At 38.1% G+C, this 18,152-nt stretch carries 12 protein-coding genes and 5 pseudogenes; 9 read left to right on the top strand and 8 right to left on the bottom strand.

Annotated features, from left to right (window positions below):
- From FTU82_RS02215 to FTU82_RS02205, 3 genes and pseudogenes are all read right to left on the bottom strand, one after another.
- Window positions 1-1,159 (bottom strand): BapA prefix-like domain-containing protein (locus FTU82_RS02215; RefSeq protein WP_180100991.1); only part of this gene is annotated, 1,159 nt, incomplete at its 3' end.
- Between the two features lie 47 nt (window positions 1,160-1,206).
- Complete coding sequence (locus tag FTU82_RS02210) at window positions 1,207-2,112, bottom strand: OmpA family protein (RefSeq protein WP_163120766.1); 906 nt, start codon at window positions 2,110-2,112, stop codon at window positions 1,207-1,209.
- A gap of 60 nt (window positions 2,113-2,172) precedes the next feature.
- Window positions 2,173-2,379 (bottom strand): annotated as a pseudogene (locus tag FTU82_RS02205) (transposase); the annotation flags it as partial.
- Between the two features lie 69 nt (window positions 2,380-2,448).
- Here FTU82_RS02205 and FTU82_RS02200 point away from each other — a divergent pair.
- The 8 genes and pseudogenes from FTU82_RS02200 to FTU82_RS02160 all read left to right on the top strand — a co-directional run.
- Window positions 2,449-2,946: pseudogene (locus FTU82_RS02200) on the top strand (IS5 family transposase); the annotation flags it as partial.
- 110 nt (window positions 2,947-3,056) lie between these two features.
- Window positions 3,057-3,191 (top strand): annotated as a pseudogene (locus FTU82_RS02195) (helix-turn-helix domain-containing protein); the annotation flags it as partial.
- Window positions 3,192-3,279: 88 nt separating this feature from the next.
- Window positions 3,280-3,663, top strand: a complete 384-nt coding sequence (locus FTU82_RS02190; RefSeq protein WP_180100990.1) for a transposase — start codon at window positions 3,280-3,282, stop codon at window positions 3,661-3,663.
- Window positions 3,606-3,995, top strand: a pseudogene (gene tnpB / locus FTU82_RS16110) (IS66 family insertion sequence element accessory protein TnpB). The gene FTU82_RS02190 and the pseudogene tnpB overlap by 58 nt, the downstream one beginning before the upstream one ends.
- Window positions 3,996-4,069: 74 nt before the next feature.
- Window positions 4,070-4,306: pseudogene (locus FTU82_RS02175) on the top strand (IS66 family transposase); the annotation flags it as partial.
- Window positions 4,307-4,521: 215 nt separating this feature from the next.
- The gene (locus FTU82_RS02170; protein WP_005090865.1) at window positions 4,522-5,166 is read left to right on the top strand and encodes a hypothetical protein; all 645 of its coding nucleotides are present in this window, start codon (window positions 4,522-4,524) and stop codon (window positions 5,164-5,166) included.
- On the top strand, window positions 5,156-7,339 hold the full coding sequence (locus FTU82_RS02165) for a hypothetical protein (protein ID WP_005090867.1): 2,184 nt from the start codon (window positions 5,156-5,158) through the stop codon (window positions 7,337-7,339). Before FTU82_RS02170 ends, FTU82_RS02165 begins: the two co-directional genes overlap by 11 nt.
- Complete coding sequence (locus FTU82_RS02160; protein ID WP_005090869.1) at window positions 7,332-10,391, top strand: tyrosine-type recombinase/integrase; 3,060 nt, start codon at window positions 7,332-7,334, stop codon at window positions 10,389-10,391. Before FTU82_RS02165 ends, FTU82_RS02160 begins: the two co-directional genes overlap by 8 nt.
- Here FTU82_RS02160 and FTU82_RS02155 read toward each other — a convergent pair.
- Window positions 10,382-10,705, bottom strand: a complete 324-nt coding sequence (locus tag FTU82_RS02155) for a hypothetical protein (protein WP_005090872.1) — start codon at window positions 10,703-10,705, stop codon at window positions 10,382-10,384. The two genes, FTU82_RS02160 and FTU82_RS02155, sit on opposite strands and share 10 nt — an antisense overlap.
- 145 nt (window positions 10,706-10,850) lie before the next feature.
- On the opposite strand from FTU82_RS02155, the gene FTU82_RS02150 reads away from it, so the two are divergent.
- Window positions 10,851-11,195 carry a helix-turn-helix domain-containing protein gene (locus FTU82_RS02150; protein WP_005090874.1) on the top strand — a complete coding sequence of 115 codons (345 nt, stop codon included), beginning with the start codon at window positions 10,851-10,853 and terminating at the stop codon, window positions 11,193-11,195.
- Window positions 11,196-12,038: 843 nt separating this feature from the next.
- Here the strand turns inward: FTU82_RS02150 and FTU82_RS02145 are convergent.
- The 4 genes from FTU82_RS02145 to FTU82_RS02130 form a co-directional block, all read right to left on the bottom strand.
- Window positions 12,039-13,204, bottom strand: a protein-coding gene (locus FTU82_RS02145) for an IS3-like element ISAba21 family transposase (protein WP_114837614.1) whose coding sequence is annotated in 2 segments (ribosomal slippage) — window positions 12,039-12,946 and window positions 12,946-13,204 — 1,167 coding nt in all. Because the reading frame shifts where the segments join, the coding sequence is not laid out codon by codon here.
- A 63-nt stretch (window positions 13,205-13,267) separates the two neighbouring features.
- Entirely contained in the window at window positions 13,268-13,561 is a 294-nt protein-coding gene (locus FTU82_RS02140) for a hypothetical protein (protein ID WP_180100989.1), read from the bottom strand.
- 13 nt (window positions 13,562-13,574) lie between these two features.
- Complete coding sequence (locus FTU82_RS16370; RefSeq protein ID WP_180100988.1) at window positions 13,575-16,865, bottom strand: type I restriction endonuclease subunit R; 3,291 nt, start codon at window positions 16,863-16,865, stop codon at window positions 13,575-13,577.
- Window positions 16,866-16,909: 44 nt separating this feature from the next.
- Complete coding sequence (locus FTU82_RS02130) at window positions 16,910-18,151, bottom strand: restriction endonuclease subunit S (RefSeq protein ID WP_180040845.1); 1,242 nt, start codon at window positions 18,149-18,151, stop codon at window positions 16,910-16,912.
- Between the last annotated feature and the right edge of the window lies 1 nt (window position 18,152).

Genomic DNA, 18,152 nt, shown 5'->3' with positions numbered 1-18,152 from the left:
CCTTCACCGTCACGGTGTCGTTTTCTTCGTCGGACGTGGTGAACGTCGCCACCACCGAGCCTACCGCGTTCTCTGCAGCGTCTTCGGTGAAGTTATTCGTCTGTGTAATCGTGATCGTTGGTGCATCATTCACCGCAGTCACCAACGGATCGACTGTCGCGACATTACCATCAACGGTGCCGTCATTCGGCGTCAACGTAAATGCTGGCAGTTTCTCACCGCGGTTGACCAAGGCCAGACCCGCTTGCGTCAACACCACCGTGTTGCCATCCAGCTTGTAGTTGGTGGTGTCACTCAGTTTCACCGTCACGGTGTCGTTTTCTTCGTCGGACGTGGTGAACGTCGCCACCACCGAGCCTACCGCGTTCTCTGCAGCGTCTTCGGTGAAGTTATTCGTCTGTGTAATCGTGATCGTTGGTGCATCATTCACCGCAGTCACCAACGGATCGACGTTGGCAGCCGTGCCGTTCACCTCGCCGTCATTCGGAGTGAGCGTGAATGCAGGCAGATCCTCACCCTTGTTGACTAGGGCCAAGCCGGCCGCAGTCAAGACCACGGTGTTGCCGTCCAGTGCGTAGTTGATGGTGTCACTCAACGTCACCGTTACCGTATCACCGTCTTCGTCGTTGGTGCTGAACGTCGCTACCACCGAGCCTACCGCGTTCTCTGCAGCGTCTTCGGTGAAGTTATTCGTCTGTGTAATCGTGATCGTTGGTGCATCATTAATAGTATCTTTCTGAATATTTTTATCATCATTATGGTCAATAATCGCAGCAGCACCACCAACAACACCCGCACCCACCAACCAAGGTAACAATCCAACAAGCTTACTGCCTTCAACTGCTGGCAATAATGCTTCTAATCCTGAAATTTCTTTAAAACCAGAAAGACCATCAAACCAATAAAGAACACAACCATCTTCTTCAAAGACTAAATCTGATGTCACCCCTTCAGCATCCACAACAAAGAAGTTTTCAATAACAATAACTTCTCCATTCGTGAGCTTTAAAATTAAATTATTCCCATCACGAATGAATTCTGATACATCATCACGATTCATTTTTGTATGAACAATACTTGATTCGGACAAAACAATACGTTCAGCATTAATGCTTACTTTATTGAGAGAGTCTTTTTCAATTACTATAAAATTATTCATCACACATCCAATATATAAATTAAATATTTCTTAAATTTGAAAGCTAATTACTCAGATAAACCTGTAATTTCAACCGCAACTCGGCGATCTGGTTGCAAACATGCATGTAACGCTTCACGCTGCCTTACTTCAAAACAACCATTAGTCACTGGCTCACGCTTGCCCGCACTTGCAGTCGAAACCACAATTTCTGCCAAACTATTTTGGACCAATAGGTTACGCACTGTATCTGCACGGTTTTGGCCCAATTGATCGTTATAGCGATCACTTCCCAAACGATCTGTGTGACCAACTAAATTAATACGACTGACAGAAACAAAGTTATTGTGAATTTGCGAAGCAACATTCAATACCTCTTGACGACCTTTTGGTAGCAAATCATTTAAAGAAGAACCGTCAAATTTAAATAAAATGTCTGCGGCTAAATCCACTCGAATTGTATGTTCCTCAGCAGTGGCCTGATGTTTTACTTCACAACTTAATAGCTGTCCGTTATTGGAAATAAAAGGTTTACCATCAGCATTGACAGATAATACTAATTCAGTACTCGCTAACTTCCCTACGCTTAAGTCAATATCACAACTTTGACATGATGATTTAGTACAGTTTTTTACTTTGAAATTATACGTTTCGGGCTTCAATGAATATTGAGCAGAATTATTTATATAAAAATTTCCAGCTTTAATACTATCAATATAAAATTCAATTGAGCAGTTTTGATTTCCTTCAGTGTCTTCCGCACATAGAATTCCATCTCTTGTAACATTAAGCAACTGTGAATAACCAGACTTCATTTCCTGAAAACGTAATTCTGGCGGCTTTGAACACACCATCGATGAACAAGCCGATACCCCTAGCGAAACACTAAGTAAGGTTAAAATATTTTTCACACTAATAACTCTTAGCAACAAATTAATAACATAGGCTTCAATCGCAAATATGATAAAATTCATACTATTTGTTATTATTACACATTTGTAGGGTCTGTTGAGATTTCCCGTTTATAATTTAGACTATAATGGTAACCATATAAATATACAAGCTAAAGCAACAGCACTTTGGTAATTACGCTTTAGCTTGTCATACCGTGTCGCAATTCCTCTAAATTGTTTTAATCTACAGAATGAATTCTCAACTAAGTGTCTGATTTTATAAATATACCAATCCATATGATCATTACTAGACTTGGTATTTGATTTTTTAGGAATATTAGGGTCTGTTGACAATTGTTGCCTAAAAAAATAGCGAGATAGTAAAATCAAATCGCCAAATCAAATTTTACTCTCGCTATGCCTCGTACAATGCTGAATGATCTACATTGGTCTAAGTTATCCGCTATTTTCCGTCACTTTAATATTTATCTCAAATTAAATTTGAGAAACTTTATCGAAGCTATTCTATTTCGTATCCGTACAGGCTGCCCTTGGAGAGATTTACCTCAAGAATTCGGTAAACCTAACTCTATTTTTAAGAAATATAATCGTTGGTCTAAAAGTAATAAATTCTTGAATATATTTAAATTATTTAGCCAGCATGCTGATAAAGAATGGGTTTTTATTGATGGTAGCCATGTCAGAGCACATCAACATTCAGCAGGTTTGAAGAATCAAGATATTTCTAAAAGTATTGGTGGCAATAGTTCTAAAATACATCTAGCCATTGATTCAAATGGGAATCCAATAGAGTTTATTATTTCTGATGGGACTACTCATGATATTAAAATTGCTCCAGACCTCGTATCAAAACTGGATTTGACTGAATCAGAAATACTATGCGCTGATAAAGGGGCAGAGTAAAACTTGAAGTGCGACATAAACCACCTAATTAATTTAAAGGGTTTATGGAGTATATAAAATTGTCATACCATCATCTTAACTTTGAAGATCGTACTGCATTAATGCTTGAGTCAAGAAAAGAAGGCTTTTCAGCCAGAAAATTTGCTGAACTCATTAAAAGACATCCTAGTACGATCTATCGTGAACTTAAAAGAAATAGCATCAATGACGTTTATCAAGCTCGATATGCTTCTGATAAGTAAGCATCCGGCTAACACAGCCTTACCAAGCGTTCCTATAAGCCTTAATTTAGTTCCCACCTAAAAACAAGTGGGGACTTAATCCATGAACATGGATATGTATTCAGCAACACCTCCTGTTGCTAAAAAACGCAGAACATACAGCAAAGAATTCAAACTCAGTATTGTCAATGCCTGCAAAAATCCTAATACCTCGATCGCTTCGGTCGCACTGCAACATAGTATTAATGCCAACCTTGTCAGTCGTTGGATCAGGATCTTCAGCCATCATGAGGGTGCCGTGCAGGATCCTACTCATGTGAATCCAGCATTTATTGCTTTGCCTTACACTGCTGCAATCAGCCAACCTATTGATGAGAGGATCACGTTGTGTATCACCGTGCCTCATACGAATAATGATATTCAGCTAAAATGGCAGACATCAGAAATACCTGCCTTGGCAGAATTACTCAAGGCACTGGCAACATGATCCGTATCAATGAAATTTGGCTCTCTACCCAGCCCATGGATATGCGAGCAGGAATGGATACGACCATGGCTCAGGTGGTGAGAGCCTTTGGCTACATCAAACCGCATTGCGCCTACCTGTTCTGTAATAAACGTGGTCATCGTATGAAAGTGTTGGTACATGATGGACTGGGCATCTAGCTGTGTGCCCGGCGGCTGGAACAGGGCAAATTTCACTGGGCTCAAGTTCACCAAGGTGAAACCGTGGCCCTCAGCCCGGAACAGTTACAGGCACTGATCCAAGGTTTGCCCTGGCAGCGCATTGGACGACAGCAGGTGGTGACGATGCTTTAAACCAGGCTGTTCCATTCTGCTATTCTCCAAACGTTCTATTTCATTCTTCTCATGACCTCAGGCATACTGCGGTCATGAATACGCTGCCTGACTTAAGCCAACTGACCCATGAACAACTGCTGGAATTCACCAGGCAGTTGGCGCTGCAGCATCAGTCTCTAGCACAATCAAACCAGCAATTAGATGCCAGAGTTCAACATCTTGAAGTCACCAATCAGCAATTAGATTCTAAAGTTCAACATCTTTCTATTCTCAATCAAAAATACGAGCATGAACTCGCACTATTTAAACAGCACAAATTCGGCAGTAAAAAATACAAAACACGATGAAACCAGTCACATACGCATCAAATAAAATCAATAACTTAAAATAAAAATTCCAAATACGCCCTATTTTTCACCCACTTTGAATTTTTCAAATTCATCAAAAACCATCCACATTTATAACCAATTTCTTGACCTTTTTATAAGAATTAAAATTTTTTGTCCTTCTTGATTTAAATTAAAAACATCAGGAGGGCGAATAAATGAAGCCTACAAAAAAAGTAAATACTCCACTAGCCAGTCAAAGAGCGTTTTATTGCGAGGGGGGCATAATCCGCCCTTACCCGCCTCTGTTCAAAATTTACCAATGCTATGCCCAGATTTTAAATGCATCACAACTGCCAACACACTTTCAGCATGACCTAAACCTAGTGTCTACTACTAAGCTTACTCAAGCTGAGTTATTCGCAACAGATAACTTTCTGCTTGTTTATATGGCACAACAACAAAACATTCGAGTTAAAGCCCGTCCCATTCAAGAAGCTGATATAGACCTCGTTCAGGTTCAATATCAACTCAGCAACTCACTCTTTAAGCTAATGACTGAGCTTAAGATCAATCCACAGGTTCTTAACCCCGATAGGCTACTTCAAAACTTAAATCAGTCGCTATCGAAACAAGCAATTTACGATGTGAATCAAAAGCTTTATGACAAGCCGAGATGCAGTCTTTCTCTAGACCTGCTCGCTAAGCTGATCGACTGTAGCCGTAATCAACTGCTTTATCGCCAAAAACAAATCAACGGCGCTCACGATCTACGAATTCAAGCACTCAAAAATAAATGTAAAGCACTCACGAGCGCACAACCATGTGCATCACAATTTTGGAATTTAACCCATGAAAATTGAAAACATCATTGAACGAATGCTAGATCATGAATGGTTTGATCAGGGCTATCAAAATACTATCGCACAGCACTTAATACATGCTGTCTTAATCCCTGAGCTAAAATCCTTATTCAATACCACCATCAGCTTCGATGCAGACTCTCGGTTTGAACTCCCAACAAAACTGCCTCGACCCTCAAGTGTTTCTAAACATCCAATCTGTGCCTATCTCTATTCAGTAGATCAGCATGAATATGCTGTCATACAACGATGGGCTGTGAATAATTTACATGCAGCCTGTATTCTTAAATCTATCCCTAATAAGGGCGAAAAAGACCATCAAAACACGATTATTAAAGTTCTTGATAGATTTCGATTAGCGAACGAAGCTTATGCCGTATCACGACAAGGACAACAGCTGAGCAAGTATCAACAGGAATATTTATGGTTATGGAACCAACTACCTAGCCATGAAATTCCATTAGCGCAATTCGTAAAGAATTTACGAGAATTAGAAAACGACTCTAAGCTCAATCGTTTTCAATATCTATTGCTGCTTGATATACGACGATTCTATGAGTATGTCTTAGCACTTAAACCCAAGAAAAATTACTCAGCACCACCTAAGCACATCGATGATCCACATTATCTTGATGAGCACAGTGCAATTTTATACTGTCCATACGACATGCCCCAGAAACAGCATCCAACTCTATTTTATGAGGAACTACAGGATGAACAGCCAAATCAGCAATACTCACTCAATACAGCGCAGGTATCGCCGTTAGCAAGCCAATCGAGTTATTTGCAACATCAAGTAAGTAAACTGACACAACAACACATCATTAGACAGCAACATAATTTTAGCTGTAGTAAGCATTATCCAGACTTCAATAGCTTAAGTTTATTGGTAGAGCATTGCCATCAAGTGTATTTGGCTCATCCAGAAAAAAATAAAGCGTATCTTTTTATCTTACTCAGTTTCCTGAGTGGTGTTCCTATTGAGCAATGGTTATATCTACAGTCCAAACAGCGCTATGCACTGAATAAACGACAGAAGATCATTTTAGAAAACGATCAATATTTTATACGTTCCAAGTTCACGCTATTTGAGAATGCTGACTTTGAATATAAAAATCAATTACTCAATCAAGTGACCTATTTCGATTTACCACTCATTAAAGAATTAGTAGACGGTCTAAAACAGTCTCCAATTGTGAGCCAAGAGCAAGTCAATCAAGCATTAAAGAAATGCCGTGAAGAACTCTTTATTCCATCGTTATCAACCAAAAAAATAAGTGTGTTACTACATCATTGTATTTATAGACATACCAATAACGAGCAACTCGCTGACATTCTGACTGGCATAGATGCCAATCGATCGGTGTCTATTTCATATTGCTCGTATCCGGTATACCGCCTGCAACAGAATTACCAAAGCACGGTAGAACAGTTGTCTCGTGATTTAGCAAAAAAAATTCATCTTACTTCCGATCCCGAGCTTAGATTTGGTAGTTGTAAAGCTCCCAAGCCTGCAACAGTAACGGCTATATTTGCCTACTTACAACATCAGATCATTCAAGCCCGACACAGTAGCCAAATGCTGGAGATGTTCAATCACTACAACATTTGGCTTTGGCATATTTTATTGCTTTTTACAGCGGCTCGACCTGTGAATGGATTCCCTGGGTTCTTACGAAACTTCGATTTAAAACAGCAATGGCTTTGGGTCTCGGATAAAGAAATTCACTCAAGAATAAATGATGGTCGCTTAATCCCGTTATGTGATTTTGCAGTTCAAGAAGTCCGTCAATTTATTGGCTATTTAAGAGAATTCCAACAACTGCATCCAGAGCATCAATCACACATTCAAGAGATTTTAAGCAGTAAAAAGCCTCTGTTGAGTGTTTATCAACATGGCGAATGGCAAGAGCTTAGCCCCCATCTTATAAGCTCATTTACTCATGTGATGCAGCTCAACCACGCAAATTGGCTTAGGCATACAGCTCGTGCATATCTCACCGAAAAAGCAGATGAAAATTTAATTTTAGCCACGTTTGGACATGAACAAAATCAACAAGAAATGGGGCAAAAATTCTCAAGCCTGTCTCTTCAACAATATAGAACCATCGCAACTCATCTCAATGAAATGCAGAACTTTTACAATATTGATGGAATGTACGAACATGCCTAAACAAACAAAGTATGCACATGAACGCCGTGCTAACAACAGAGACCAAAAGCGAATTAAAGAGCGTATACAAATTCAAGCGATCATCGATGAGTTTCTGTCGTTCGAGCAATTACAGCAAGCACAGCGGTCAGGAAGTATAGTCACGCTCTTTGAGCAAGTTAGCCAACACTTGGATCAACATCAATATAGTTTTGCTCTAAAAAAGACGTTTTATCAGCAATTCCGTAAACGTATTATTCAATACAATCACACAAATGATGCAGACTTACCACTACCTACTCAACATCTCGTCTCTATTCAACGCACGCCATTGCTTTTCAATGAGACTTGGCTAGAACAATCTAAATCCATCTCACTGATCAAAGAAAAACTTTTAAGATACTGGTATACGACGGATGACTTTACTGCCGATGAAAGCATTGGAAATATACTGATCTGCGCAATTCTGTATGGTGGGATATCAAGCCTTTCTAGCCTTGAAGCTCTGCTCGAACACTTAAAACAGCAAAGTTCGATTGATCAGATTCCAAAAATACAGATCCCCCTGATCTTTCTAGAACCACTCTCACCTCAGTATGGTGATTTATATGACCCTAAATGTCCCTTAAGAAAATCTAGAAATTTTGTGCCCGACCGGTTAACACTGCTATGGATTGCGAGACTTAAAACACAAAAAATTGATATCCAATCTGATTGTTACACGTATATCAATTGTATTTTTAAAGCACTAGCACTTCCGTTAAGCCCAAAGCAATTCAAACAATTCTTAGAGATGGCTAGTCAGTCATGGATGCAACTAGAAATGGTTGATTTAAGTCCTGCGCTAAGTCTTTGCTTATCAGAAGAGATTGAGACTTGTGGCTTAAGTCTAAGTGCGTTTAAACGTTATCTCACGCCTCATTTAGCTATTTTCGATTCACAAAAAGCTGAAGAACCTCTGCCTAAAATAATAAATTCAGCAGAAAAAGAAGAACAATCATGCAAAGATCATTCTCTAGATTCATTGATTGGATTGCATAAACAAATTTTAAAATTTTTTAGAAATAGTGATCAGATCACAGTGGAGCTACGAAACTTCTTACTGAACCAGCAGGACCATCTTCCAGAAAATGCGAAGCGGCTCGGACTTTGGTTATATAGCTTGTTTCATCCTGCCGTAGATGATATCGAATCGATCTGTAGGCTTTATCAGCTCGATCATAATAAGTATTTACGCTATGTCGCTCAACAGCAAAAAATTCGTCATAGCTCAATATATAGCTACTACACAAAACTTGCTGAAATATGGTTGCTACACAGTAATGATTTTATAGAAGAACCTAATCTCAATAATCATTTAGAAACGATTTATAGCCGTATGTTAACTGGGGTAGGCAAATCTAGATCACAAAAATTCGATCTCCTAAAACGATTCCATCAATTCCAACAGATGCTATTTAATGCTGAATCGTTCCCTTTGAGCGGTGCGGGACTACGTGTTCATTCACCCAAAGCTGAAATTATCTCAGGAAAAACTTTTCAATATCTACTCAGTCAGCTTAGTCAATATAAACATTCCAGCTACACCGCACATGATTTAGAAATGCTGAGTATCGTATATACGATAGCTTTTCGTACGGGCATGCGCATTAATGAAATCCTCGGTATGCGAATCAAGGATGTGGAAGGTGTCAAAGCGAGTTCAATTTGGATACGTCCATATCGTGCGAAGCATCAACAGCATTTTCTTAAAACGGATAGTGCTGAGCGTAATCTCAACGTTCAAATTTTACTAAGCGAAGAAGAACATCTTAAATTTCAGCAATACTGCAAGGCACGTCGTAGCGCTTATTCATCCAATGACTACCTATTTACTCTTTGGAATAGTGCGGGACGTATCAAACCCTACTTGGTCACCACGCCTTTTCAAAAGTTACTTGATGCTATTTTGCCAAATCATTGCTATAGCTTTCACTCGCTGCGACATAGTGCGACGAACAATTTAGCCATGATTTTGACCATGGACTACAAATTTGTAACAACCTTCACTGACTATTCACATGAGCATTACAACTTGATTCGTAGTCAGCTCTTACGCTCTAACACACCTCAAAACTCTTGGTATCTACTTGCCCATTTATTGGGCCACATAGACCCAACTGAAACCTTTAGGAGCTATTTGCATCTAGCTTACCTGATGGCCGGTTACCAGTTAAGAAAATTTGACCCACTTATTGATCGAGCTGTTATTCATAAGATTTGTCCTCGCTTAAAACCACCACAAAAACATCAAATAGCGCTGAGTTATTACGATGAACAAATAGCACGAACAATAAAAATAAAATCTATAACAACGCCTTATGAATACATCAACACAGCTAAGATTCAAGCTGATTTAGTTCAAGCAGAGGACAACGATTTTATTTATGGAACGAGTAAGTCAGCTTATCCATTCCCTCTAATCGCAAAAATTCTCAAAAAATTAGATCAATCATATACACCGCAACTGCTTGCGCAACAATACGATTTTCCGATAGAACAACTCATGCTATGGCAACGGAATATAATCAGGCTCAAACAGCTCAAAAATCGTAAGAATCGTCCACGTTTCATCATGGATGCAGATAAATCAGAGCGCATACTTCCGCACCTTGAAACTGCAGAGGACAAAAGTTTATTGGAATATTTTTTTAAACAGCTCAATGAATTGAGACGTGATGATGCAAATATCTTAGATGCGATACATATTTTTGAGACGAAAGCGAATATTTCACACGCTGGATTAATCTTTAAATCGAATGATGTAAGACTAGCAAATCGTTTTTTAAAAGGGATTTATGGTTTATTTCCAGCAAGCTGTTGGCAGATTGCAATATCTTCTGAAATCTGTGAGGAAAAGCTGATGGAACGACTGTCATTTAATCTTCAATCTGACGGTATCAACAGCAGTTTAAATAATTCCTTTAAGCTAGAACTAGTATCTCAAAAAAATGCTAAAGCATTAGCTGTGTTCCGCTATTGCATGCTCGTTTTATTGATCGTGTGTACGCCGTTGCAACCAGATCATAGTTGATCTGGTTGATAGCCTGAAAACTCATAAAAGTCATCTAGCAGTTGAGCATAAATATCTGAAAAGTTAATTAATTCTTTTGACTGAAAACCGTAATGTTCAAAGTAGCGATCATCGATAAAGTATGCAACGGCAATATGCGTATTGAGATCGCTAGATACGCCTAGTTGCCTACAAAAATCAGGATTATATTGCAGCTGTAATTGTGTATTACAAATAATTTTCGAGGCGACTATTTTAGCAATATTTCGAATATTCAGATGACGAATACTTGGATGCATCGATGTCGAAGTACGACTCGAAGAATAGTTCATCATGACTGTTTGACCTTCTATATCTAATTTTTTATCAAGTAATGATTTAGTCGCTTCTGATTTAACAAGTTAGCCTCTAAACTATGTGTATATTTATATAAAAACATGACTATAACGTCAAGTTTTTATTGTCTATTTGGCGGTATTTATGGCATTTGAATTAGAGTCGAATAATTTTAAAATTCGATTGAAAGAAGTTAGAAAGACACGAAAACTAACACAGCAAGAATTAGCTGAAAAAACTGGAATACCCGTAACTTCAATTGCACATTTTGAGTCGGGCTCGCGTAAGCCATCTCTTGAAAATTTTTATAAACTCATTGTCGAGCTCAATGTATCAGCAGATTACATACTTGGACGCAGTGAAAAAATGAGTGCTTCCGGTGTAGATCCCATTATGAATACTCTACAAAAATTACCTGAAGTAGAACGTAGAATGATTGAGAGATTCATTACTTCTTTAGAGAGTGGTCACACAAAACCTGAAGGGTAAATAATACCTAGTCTAAACAAAAGACCTAGAAATTAAAAAACCACCTAAAAGTGGTTTTTTTAAGGAGCACAATAGCTTCGTCTCTTTTTAAAAATTAAACTCCATTCTCTCAGAAGAAGAAAATCTTGCATTTCTATATTCTTCGATTCATAGCAATTTCGCTATGCACACGAAGGATAATACCTCATGCACATTCAATACAACCGCCCACCATCATCCCATCCTGGCCCTGGTGGCAATTGGCCAAGTACAACAGGTCGCCCATCAGGTGGTGGTCGTGGTAATGCCAAATAATCATTAAGGGGAGCAATCCCCTTAATCCAGGATTACCGATGAAAAAGTACAGTAATGACAAAGAGCTGAACAAATTTATTCGGCAACTTATTAAGGATGGTGTCGCATCTTTTAGACCTGGTAAAAAACATGATTTTTTGCTTGTAAACCAAATACAGAAGATTACGATACCAGGTACACCTAGTGACCGAAAAGCCTATTTAAACTTTAAGACAGATATACGCAGAGCTTTACAATGCCAAAGAATACCTTTCCAACAACTATAGAAATTGTTCGTGATTTATTTAGTCACATGGATACCAAGAGCCAACTCTCGGAGACAGACTCTAAACACTTAGATGGTTCATCAAACAAACTATTCACTTCACACTATGATGTAGACTTATTTTTGGAGCAGTTGTGCCCAAAAGAGTTTTCAGATCGTACAAATTTGCAATTTATAACATTGCTTAAACGCAATGTGTTAGAGCGTTATAATGCAATGCTATTACATGCTCGATTAACTGCTGATATGTGCTGAATTAGCAGGAGACTTTCACTTGGGATATGCTAGGCAGCTAACCGATAAAAGTTCTCTGCTATTTGATTTGGCGTTTTAAAATCCAAACTCTTTTGAATTCTTCGCTGATTATAAAATAACACAATGTATTTTGTAATATCTGCTTTAGCTTCATCTCTGGTTTTATAGTTGCAATGATGCACTAATTCATTCTTGAGTATGCCCCAGAAACTTTCAATCGGTGCATTATCGTAACAGTCCCCACGTTTGCTCATTGAACCTTGAAAATCACATTTTTCCAGTATCTTTCGATATTCATGGCTGCAATATTGGCTGCCTCTGTCCGAATGAATAATTAAGCCTTTCGTTGGTTTTTGATTACGAATCGCCATAGTCAGTGCATTGCAAACAAGTTGTGCGGTCATACGCTCATTTAAGCTATAGCCAACCACTTGTTTCGTGTACAGGTCTTTTACTGCTGCCAAGTATAACCAACCTTCAGCAGTCCAAATGTATGTAATATCGCTTGACCATGCAAGATTGGGCTTAGTCATTGAAAACTGTTGCTCTAGTAAATTTGCGTAGATCGCTCGATTATGATCACTCTTCGTAGTTCTTTTGAAACGCTTATGACGCTTACAATACAGCTGGTTGAGCTTTTTTATTTGACGTACAGCATACGTACTGATTTTGATACCTTGCGCTTGTAAATGCTTAGTTAATCGAATATAGCCATAGCTTTGTTTAGTTTCCTCATGAGCTATTTTGACCAAAATTGTCTGTTGATTTCGCTGAACCAATCTTTTATTCATGCCTCGTTTTAGCCAATCATAAAATCGTGACACTGAAACGTGAAGTAATCTAGCCATAAAGCTAATCGGGAATAAATGTCTTTGCTGTTTCATATAGGCGTACCTTACTGACTTTCTTTCGCAAAGTACGCTGCTGCCTTTTTTAGAAATTCACGTTCCATTTCAGCTGTTTTGAGCTGTTGTTTGAGCTTTTTATTTTCTTCGAGTAAGGCATTTAGATCAGGTGAATATTGTTTAGTGCCTGCTAAGGTGCCAGTCTTTGCTTTATTATTCCAATTTGAAAGAGTTTGCATTGAAATGCCAAGTTGTCTGGCTGTTTCCGATACATTGCCTTGATTGGCTTCAATCAATTTTATTGCTTCAACTTTAAATTCTGCGGTGTAAGTCTTCTGTTTCTTGCTCATGGTAAACTCCTGATGAGTGTCTATAGTTTACCAAGTTAAAACCTCCTGTTTTCTCAGCACACATCAGTTCTTCGTTTGATCGATACCCACATCATGCAGTGATTTAAAAATCTCTAACACATTTTCAACAAAGATTTTAGGCTTATGTTTTTTTTGGAAGAGTCGATTATATGAAAAAATTTCCGTTGGGAATGCAGCTACAGCGCCTGCCATTAATGAACCACCTCCTAAAATTGCTGTAAATGCTTTCCCATCTACTCCCAATTTAGATTTCAACTCAGGATGATTCAATTCTTGATGAGCAACGATATTTTCAAAAATTTTAGTTACTAAACCCATATCCTCTTTAAGATTCATCTTATAAGTCCTTTTAACTCACCCATTTATCATCATTCATAGCTAAAGTTTTAACCAGCTCAAAAACTGTTGAAACTTTTTCCTGAAATTGTGTCACGTCATAACTTACAGGCAGGTCTTTATCCAATACTTTTTCAATTTCATCTTTCACTAATGCTTGGGTCTGCCCATCTTTCCACCAGTCTTGAACCAAAACTTTTGGTGTTGTATTGATAAGTGATGTGATCAAGTCTTTCGCTGCTAACTTGACCTGCTGTTGCTCATCTTTTGTGAGTTTGTCTTTTAAGAGTAGGTCATAGATTTCTAACTCATCTTCAGTTAAACCTTCTCTGATATGACGTTGGTCTTCTTCCTGCAACCCTTTTGTGAACTTTTGAATTTCTTCAAACAGTTGTTCAGTCGCCGTAGCACCAGAGTTATAACGATCAATCATTTGCTGATAGCGCTCGGCAAAATTAATACGTCCACCATTTTGCTTCAGCATTTGAATGATTTTCTTTTCAAGAAAAGCTCGCATATCCGCAATAGCAATGTTCTTGTGCTTGGTTTCTTTAAACTGTTCTTTCAGTTTGTCAAAATCAACTGTGCTTAAATCCCATTTTTGACCATGGATCAAACTATAGCTTTGCTTGAAATCCTTAACCGACTTCGCTGTATCTGCATCTATAATCACACTTCGATCTAAGAGATCCACAATTGCTACACCTGTTGTTTCAAGATCTTGCTGTTCAATGGTGGCTTCAATAAATCCATGTAAAAATTGAATTACAGATACTATCGGGCGAGGCTTAGCTAAGATATTAGGCTTACATGCCTCATATAAGGCAGCAACGGTATTAAAGTGAACATTGAATGTTTTTCGATATTCATCTTTTTCTAGTAACCGATCGGCATATTCACCAAATAAAGTATTCTCTTTAAACGTACCGCCATTCTCATTACGAGTTTCTAAGATTTTGTTTAGATCAATATCCTTAGACTCACAATATTCTAGGGTCTTCGTAATCGCTTCATCCAGCATATCGAAAAGTACGGTTTTATCCTGGACGGGCGCATCTATTTCTCCATCTTCACCAGTGCCTTGGCCGTAATCTTTTAAAGCTGTTTTTAGATTCCTAAATACGTTGTAGTAATCAATAACTTCACCATTTCTTTTCTCTACAAGCTCGCCGTCGGTATTCTGAATACGATATGACGTTACTCGGTTGGCACGAGCAATGGTTTGCATCAAGGTATGACCTTTCATTGGCTTGTCTAAGTACAGCGTAGATACCGTGGGCGCATCAAAACCTGTCAACCACATTGCACAGACGAAAACAAGTTGTAGCGGATGCGCTGGGTCTTTAAAGTTATCCTCAATATCAGCCCCATTCGTATCAACTTTATTCAGGCGGTCAATATGTGTCTGAATATCTAGACCTTGTTTATCAAAGCGTTCTTTTTCTGCACTCGGATCACTAATGACCACCGCCATTTGCACCGTGCTCATATACTTTTGGCGTTGCTTTAAACGGAATTTTTCAACATCATTTTTAGAATTATGAATACGTGTTTGTAAATGCTTCAGCTCTTCTTTCCAAAGTTTTGAAACCTTGTCATACATGCGTACAGCCGTAAATTGATCTACGGCAACCATCATGCCTTTACCTAAATAACCACGGCGTGGGAAATGGTAGACAATATCTTGAGCAATACGATCTAAACGGTCATCTCGTTTAATGACTTCAAGTTCCGTTGAATATTTCCGCTCAAGCTTTTCTTTTTGTGCTTCGTTTAACTCTTCATCTTCTAAAATTTCAGCAAGCTCTTCGTTGAGATCGTCATTTTGCAATAACACCTCAGGTACGCGCTTTTCATAGAAAAGCGGTAATGTTGCTTTATCTTCAATGGCTTGTTGGAAGGTATATTCCGAAACATATTCACCAAACCATTGCTTGGTTTTTTTCTGTTTAAGGATCGGTGTACCCGTAAAAGCTAGGAAATGTGCGCCGTCTAAACCTTTACGCATATTTTCAGCAAGGGATTCATATTGTGTACGATGCGCTTCATCGACAATGACAATCACTTCCCGCTCAGCAGGATTGAATAGCTGTGGATAATCTTGACCTTTCTCGTATCTGAACTTTTGAATTAGGGTAAATACAATTTTAGTATTTTGGCTGAGTAAGGTTCGAAGATGGGTACTGTTTTTCGGTTGTGCTGCTTCATCTTCTAAAACAGCTTTGGTCTGTATAAAGTTTTTATAAATCTGTGAATCCAAGTCTTCACGATCCGTAATCACCACAAAGCTAAAATTACCTGTGACTTTACGAAAAATTTTTCTGACATAGAAAATCATCGAGAAACTTTTACCAGAGCCTTGAGTATGCCAAAACACACCCAGACGACCTTGTAGCTCATCACGCTTCAGGAAGTTTTTAAAGGCATGATTCACCCCTAAGAATTGATGGTTCTGAGCGATAATTTTATGTTTTTCATTTTGGAATAAGATAAAGTTTTCAATATAGTCTAATAATCTTTCAGGACGGCAAAGACCACGTAACAAGTACTCAATACTTGTGCCTTGTTCCTCAATTTCTTCTTTATTGACCTTTTCTTTTTCATGGTCTACACGTAACCAATTAAAGAAATGCTCCCACTCGGCGGTAAAACTTCCGAGCTTGGTATCTGTGGCATTGGATAGGACACAAAAAGCATTGGTTAAGAATAGTTGTGGGATATCATTTTTATAATTTTTTAAATTGTCATCAAAGGCATTCTTAAGCTTTACATTAGAGTTTTTCAGCTCAATAAATACCAGTGGTAAACCATTGACATAGAGAATGAGATCAGGACGGCGATAAGCACAATGTGGCGTGCGTCCTGTCGATTGAATCCATAACTGAGACACCACCAAAAAATCGTTATTTTCAGGGTTTTCAAAATCAATCAGTTTTAATGGGACATTTTCATATTTCTCGCCGTTGGCATCTTCGTAAGTAATGGATGCACCATCACGAATCGCTGTATATAGTTCCATATTGGCTTTAATTGCCGACATTGAACCACGGCGATCCATCAATCTAGAGACAGCTGTTTCAATAACATCTAAAGGGACTTGAGGATTCAATTGCACGCATTTAGCAATCACACGATCTTTTAAGATGACATCTTTTTTGTCTGTACGACCTGAACCATCATTTAAGTCACTTGAATCTGTGGTATAGCAATTGAGATGCTGATAATCAAATTCTGTGCTTAAAATCTTGATGGCTTCTTGTTCAATGTCATCTTCACTGATGAAGTTACGTGTTACTTTTGCCACAATTTATCCCCTATATCCCTCTAAATATGTCTATTTTTTATAACTTACTGTTCTTGCATTGATGGTGGAAACTGAATATCTAAGTTTTCCACTGATAATTTTCCTGAAATTAACCGAGGCAATAATGCCGTTTTAGTTTGTTCAAGCCACTTGATTTGTTGCTGTAAGTTTTTAATTAGCAAGTATTGACTGTCATAAATTTCATTGAACTTTGAAATAATTAAATTATCAGGAATGCAAACTAGCATACGATTAATATAATCCTTATTTGCATGAGGAATAGCTGATCCTGTGTTATTCGATACAATTGAAGTTTTCATAGCTTTTAAGTACTCAAAAACATAGTTTTTGAACTTATTATTCACTTCAATGATTGATAGTGTTGAACCAACTATACCCATATTATTGGCCCTAAATACTAATCCAGATCTTGAGCCGTCCATAAGCATTAATAAATCACCAATACTACATTCAACGCTATTTTTTTGCTTTCTTGCATAACTTGTTCCTTCACCCGTTAATGATTCCATATTGATGTACATCACAGCATCATCAGGTGAATTTAGTATTTCTTCAGGATTTTTTCCTTTTTTGAATTTACAGAACGAATCAAACCTTACATTTTTCCAACCTACTGGGAGACCTTTTTCAAACTCTGTATTTTCCCAATTTGGAAAACGAAAACGTACAAACCATTCTTTATATAGCTCTTCAGCCATATTTTCTAAAATTTGGATACGCTTTTTATTGTTTTCGATGAGATCAAAATATGCCTTTAAAACAGCAATCACTTTTTTCTGATCAGCTATTTTTTCAGGATATCTAATAGGAATTCTTTTTAAAATTTCTGTATTTAGATTTGGCATGGTTGCGCCAATTGCCTGATTTTGAATATATGAAATAACATCAGGCATTTTTAAATATAGATGTAAATATTCTGGGTCAATAGGTGATTTTTTCCCAACAGTTACCCTTAAACAACCTGTTCCACATAACCAACCTTCTTCTTTTGAGGTAATTAAAGCTTGGCGTCCAATATCACCTCGACGACCATAAACAATATCACCGATAGCCAATTGATGACGTTCTAATCTCATTACATGATCTTCAGACACACGAGCAATTTTGGCTTCACTAATTTTCCCATCAATGATGTCTGCTGGCATAACAACAGGTGTACCTTCTTCAGAGTAATCAGCCTGATGTAGCTGTGAACCAAAAGGACCAGTTTGAATCTTTCCCTTGCCTAACTCACACAACTGACCTAATGTTTTCTCAATAAACATC

The sequence above is a fragment of the Acinetobacter sp. YH12151 genome (genome assembly GCF_013418355.1).
In the GTDB taxonomy this organism is placed as follows: domain Bacteria; phylum Pseudomonadota; class Gammaproteobacteria; order Pseudomonadales; family Moraxellaceae; genus Acinetobacter; species Acinetobacter pseudolwoffii.
The sequence above is the reverse complement of the archived record's forward strand: the minus strand, read 5'-3'. Positions and strand labels throughout refer to the sequence as shown.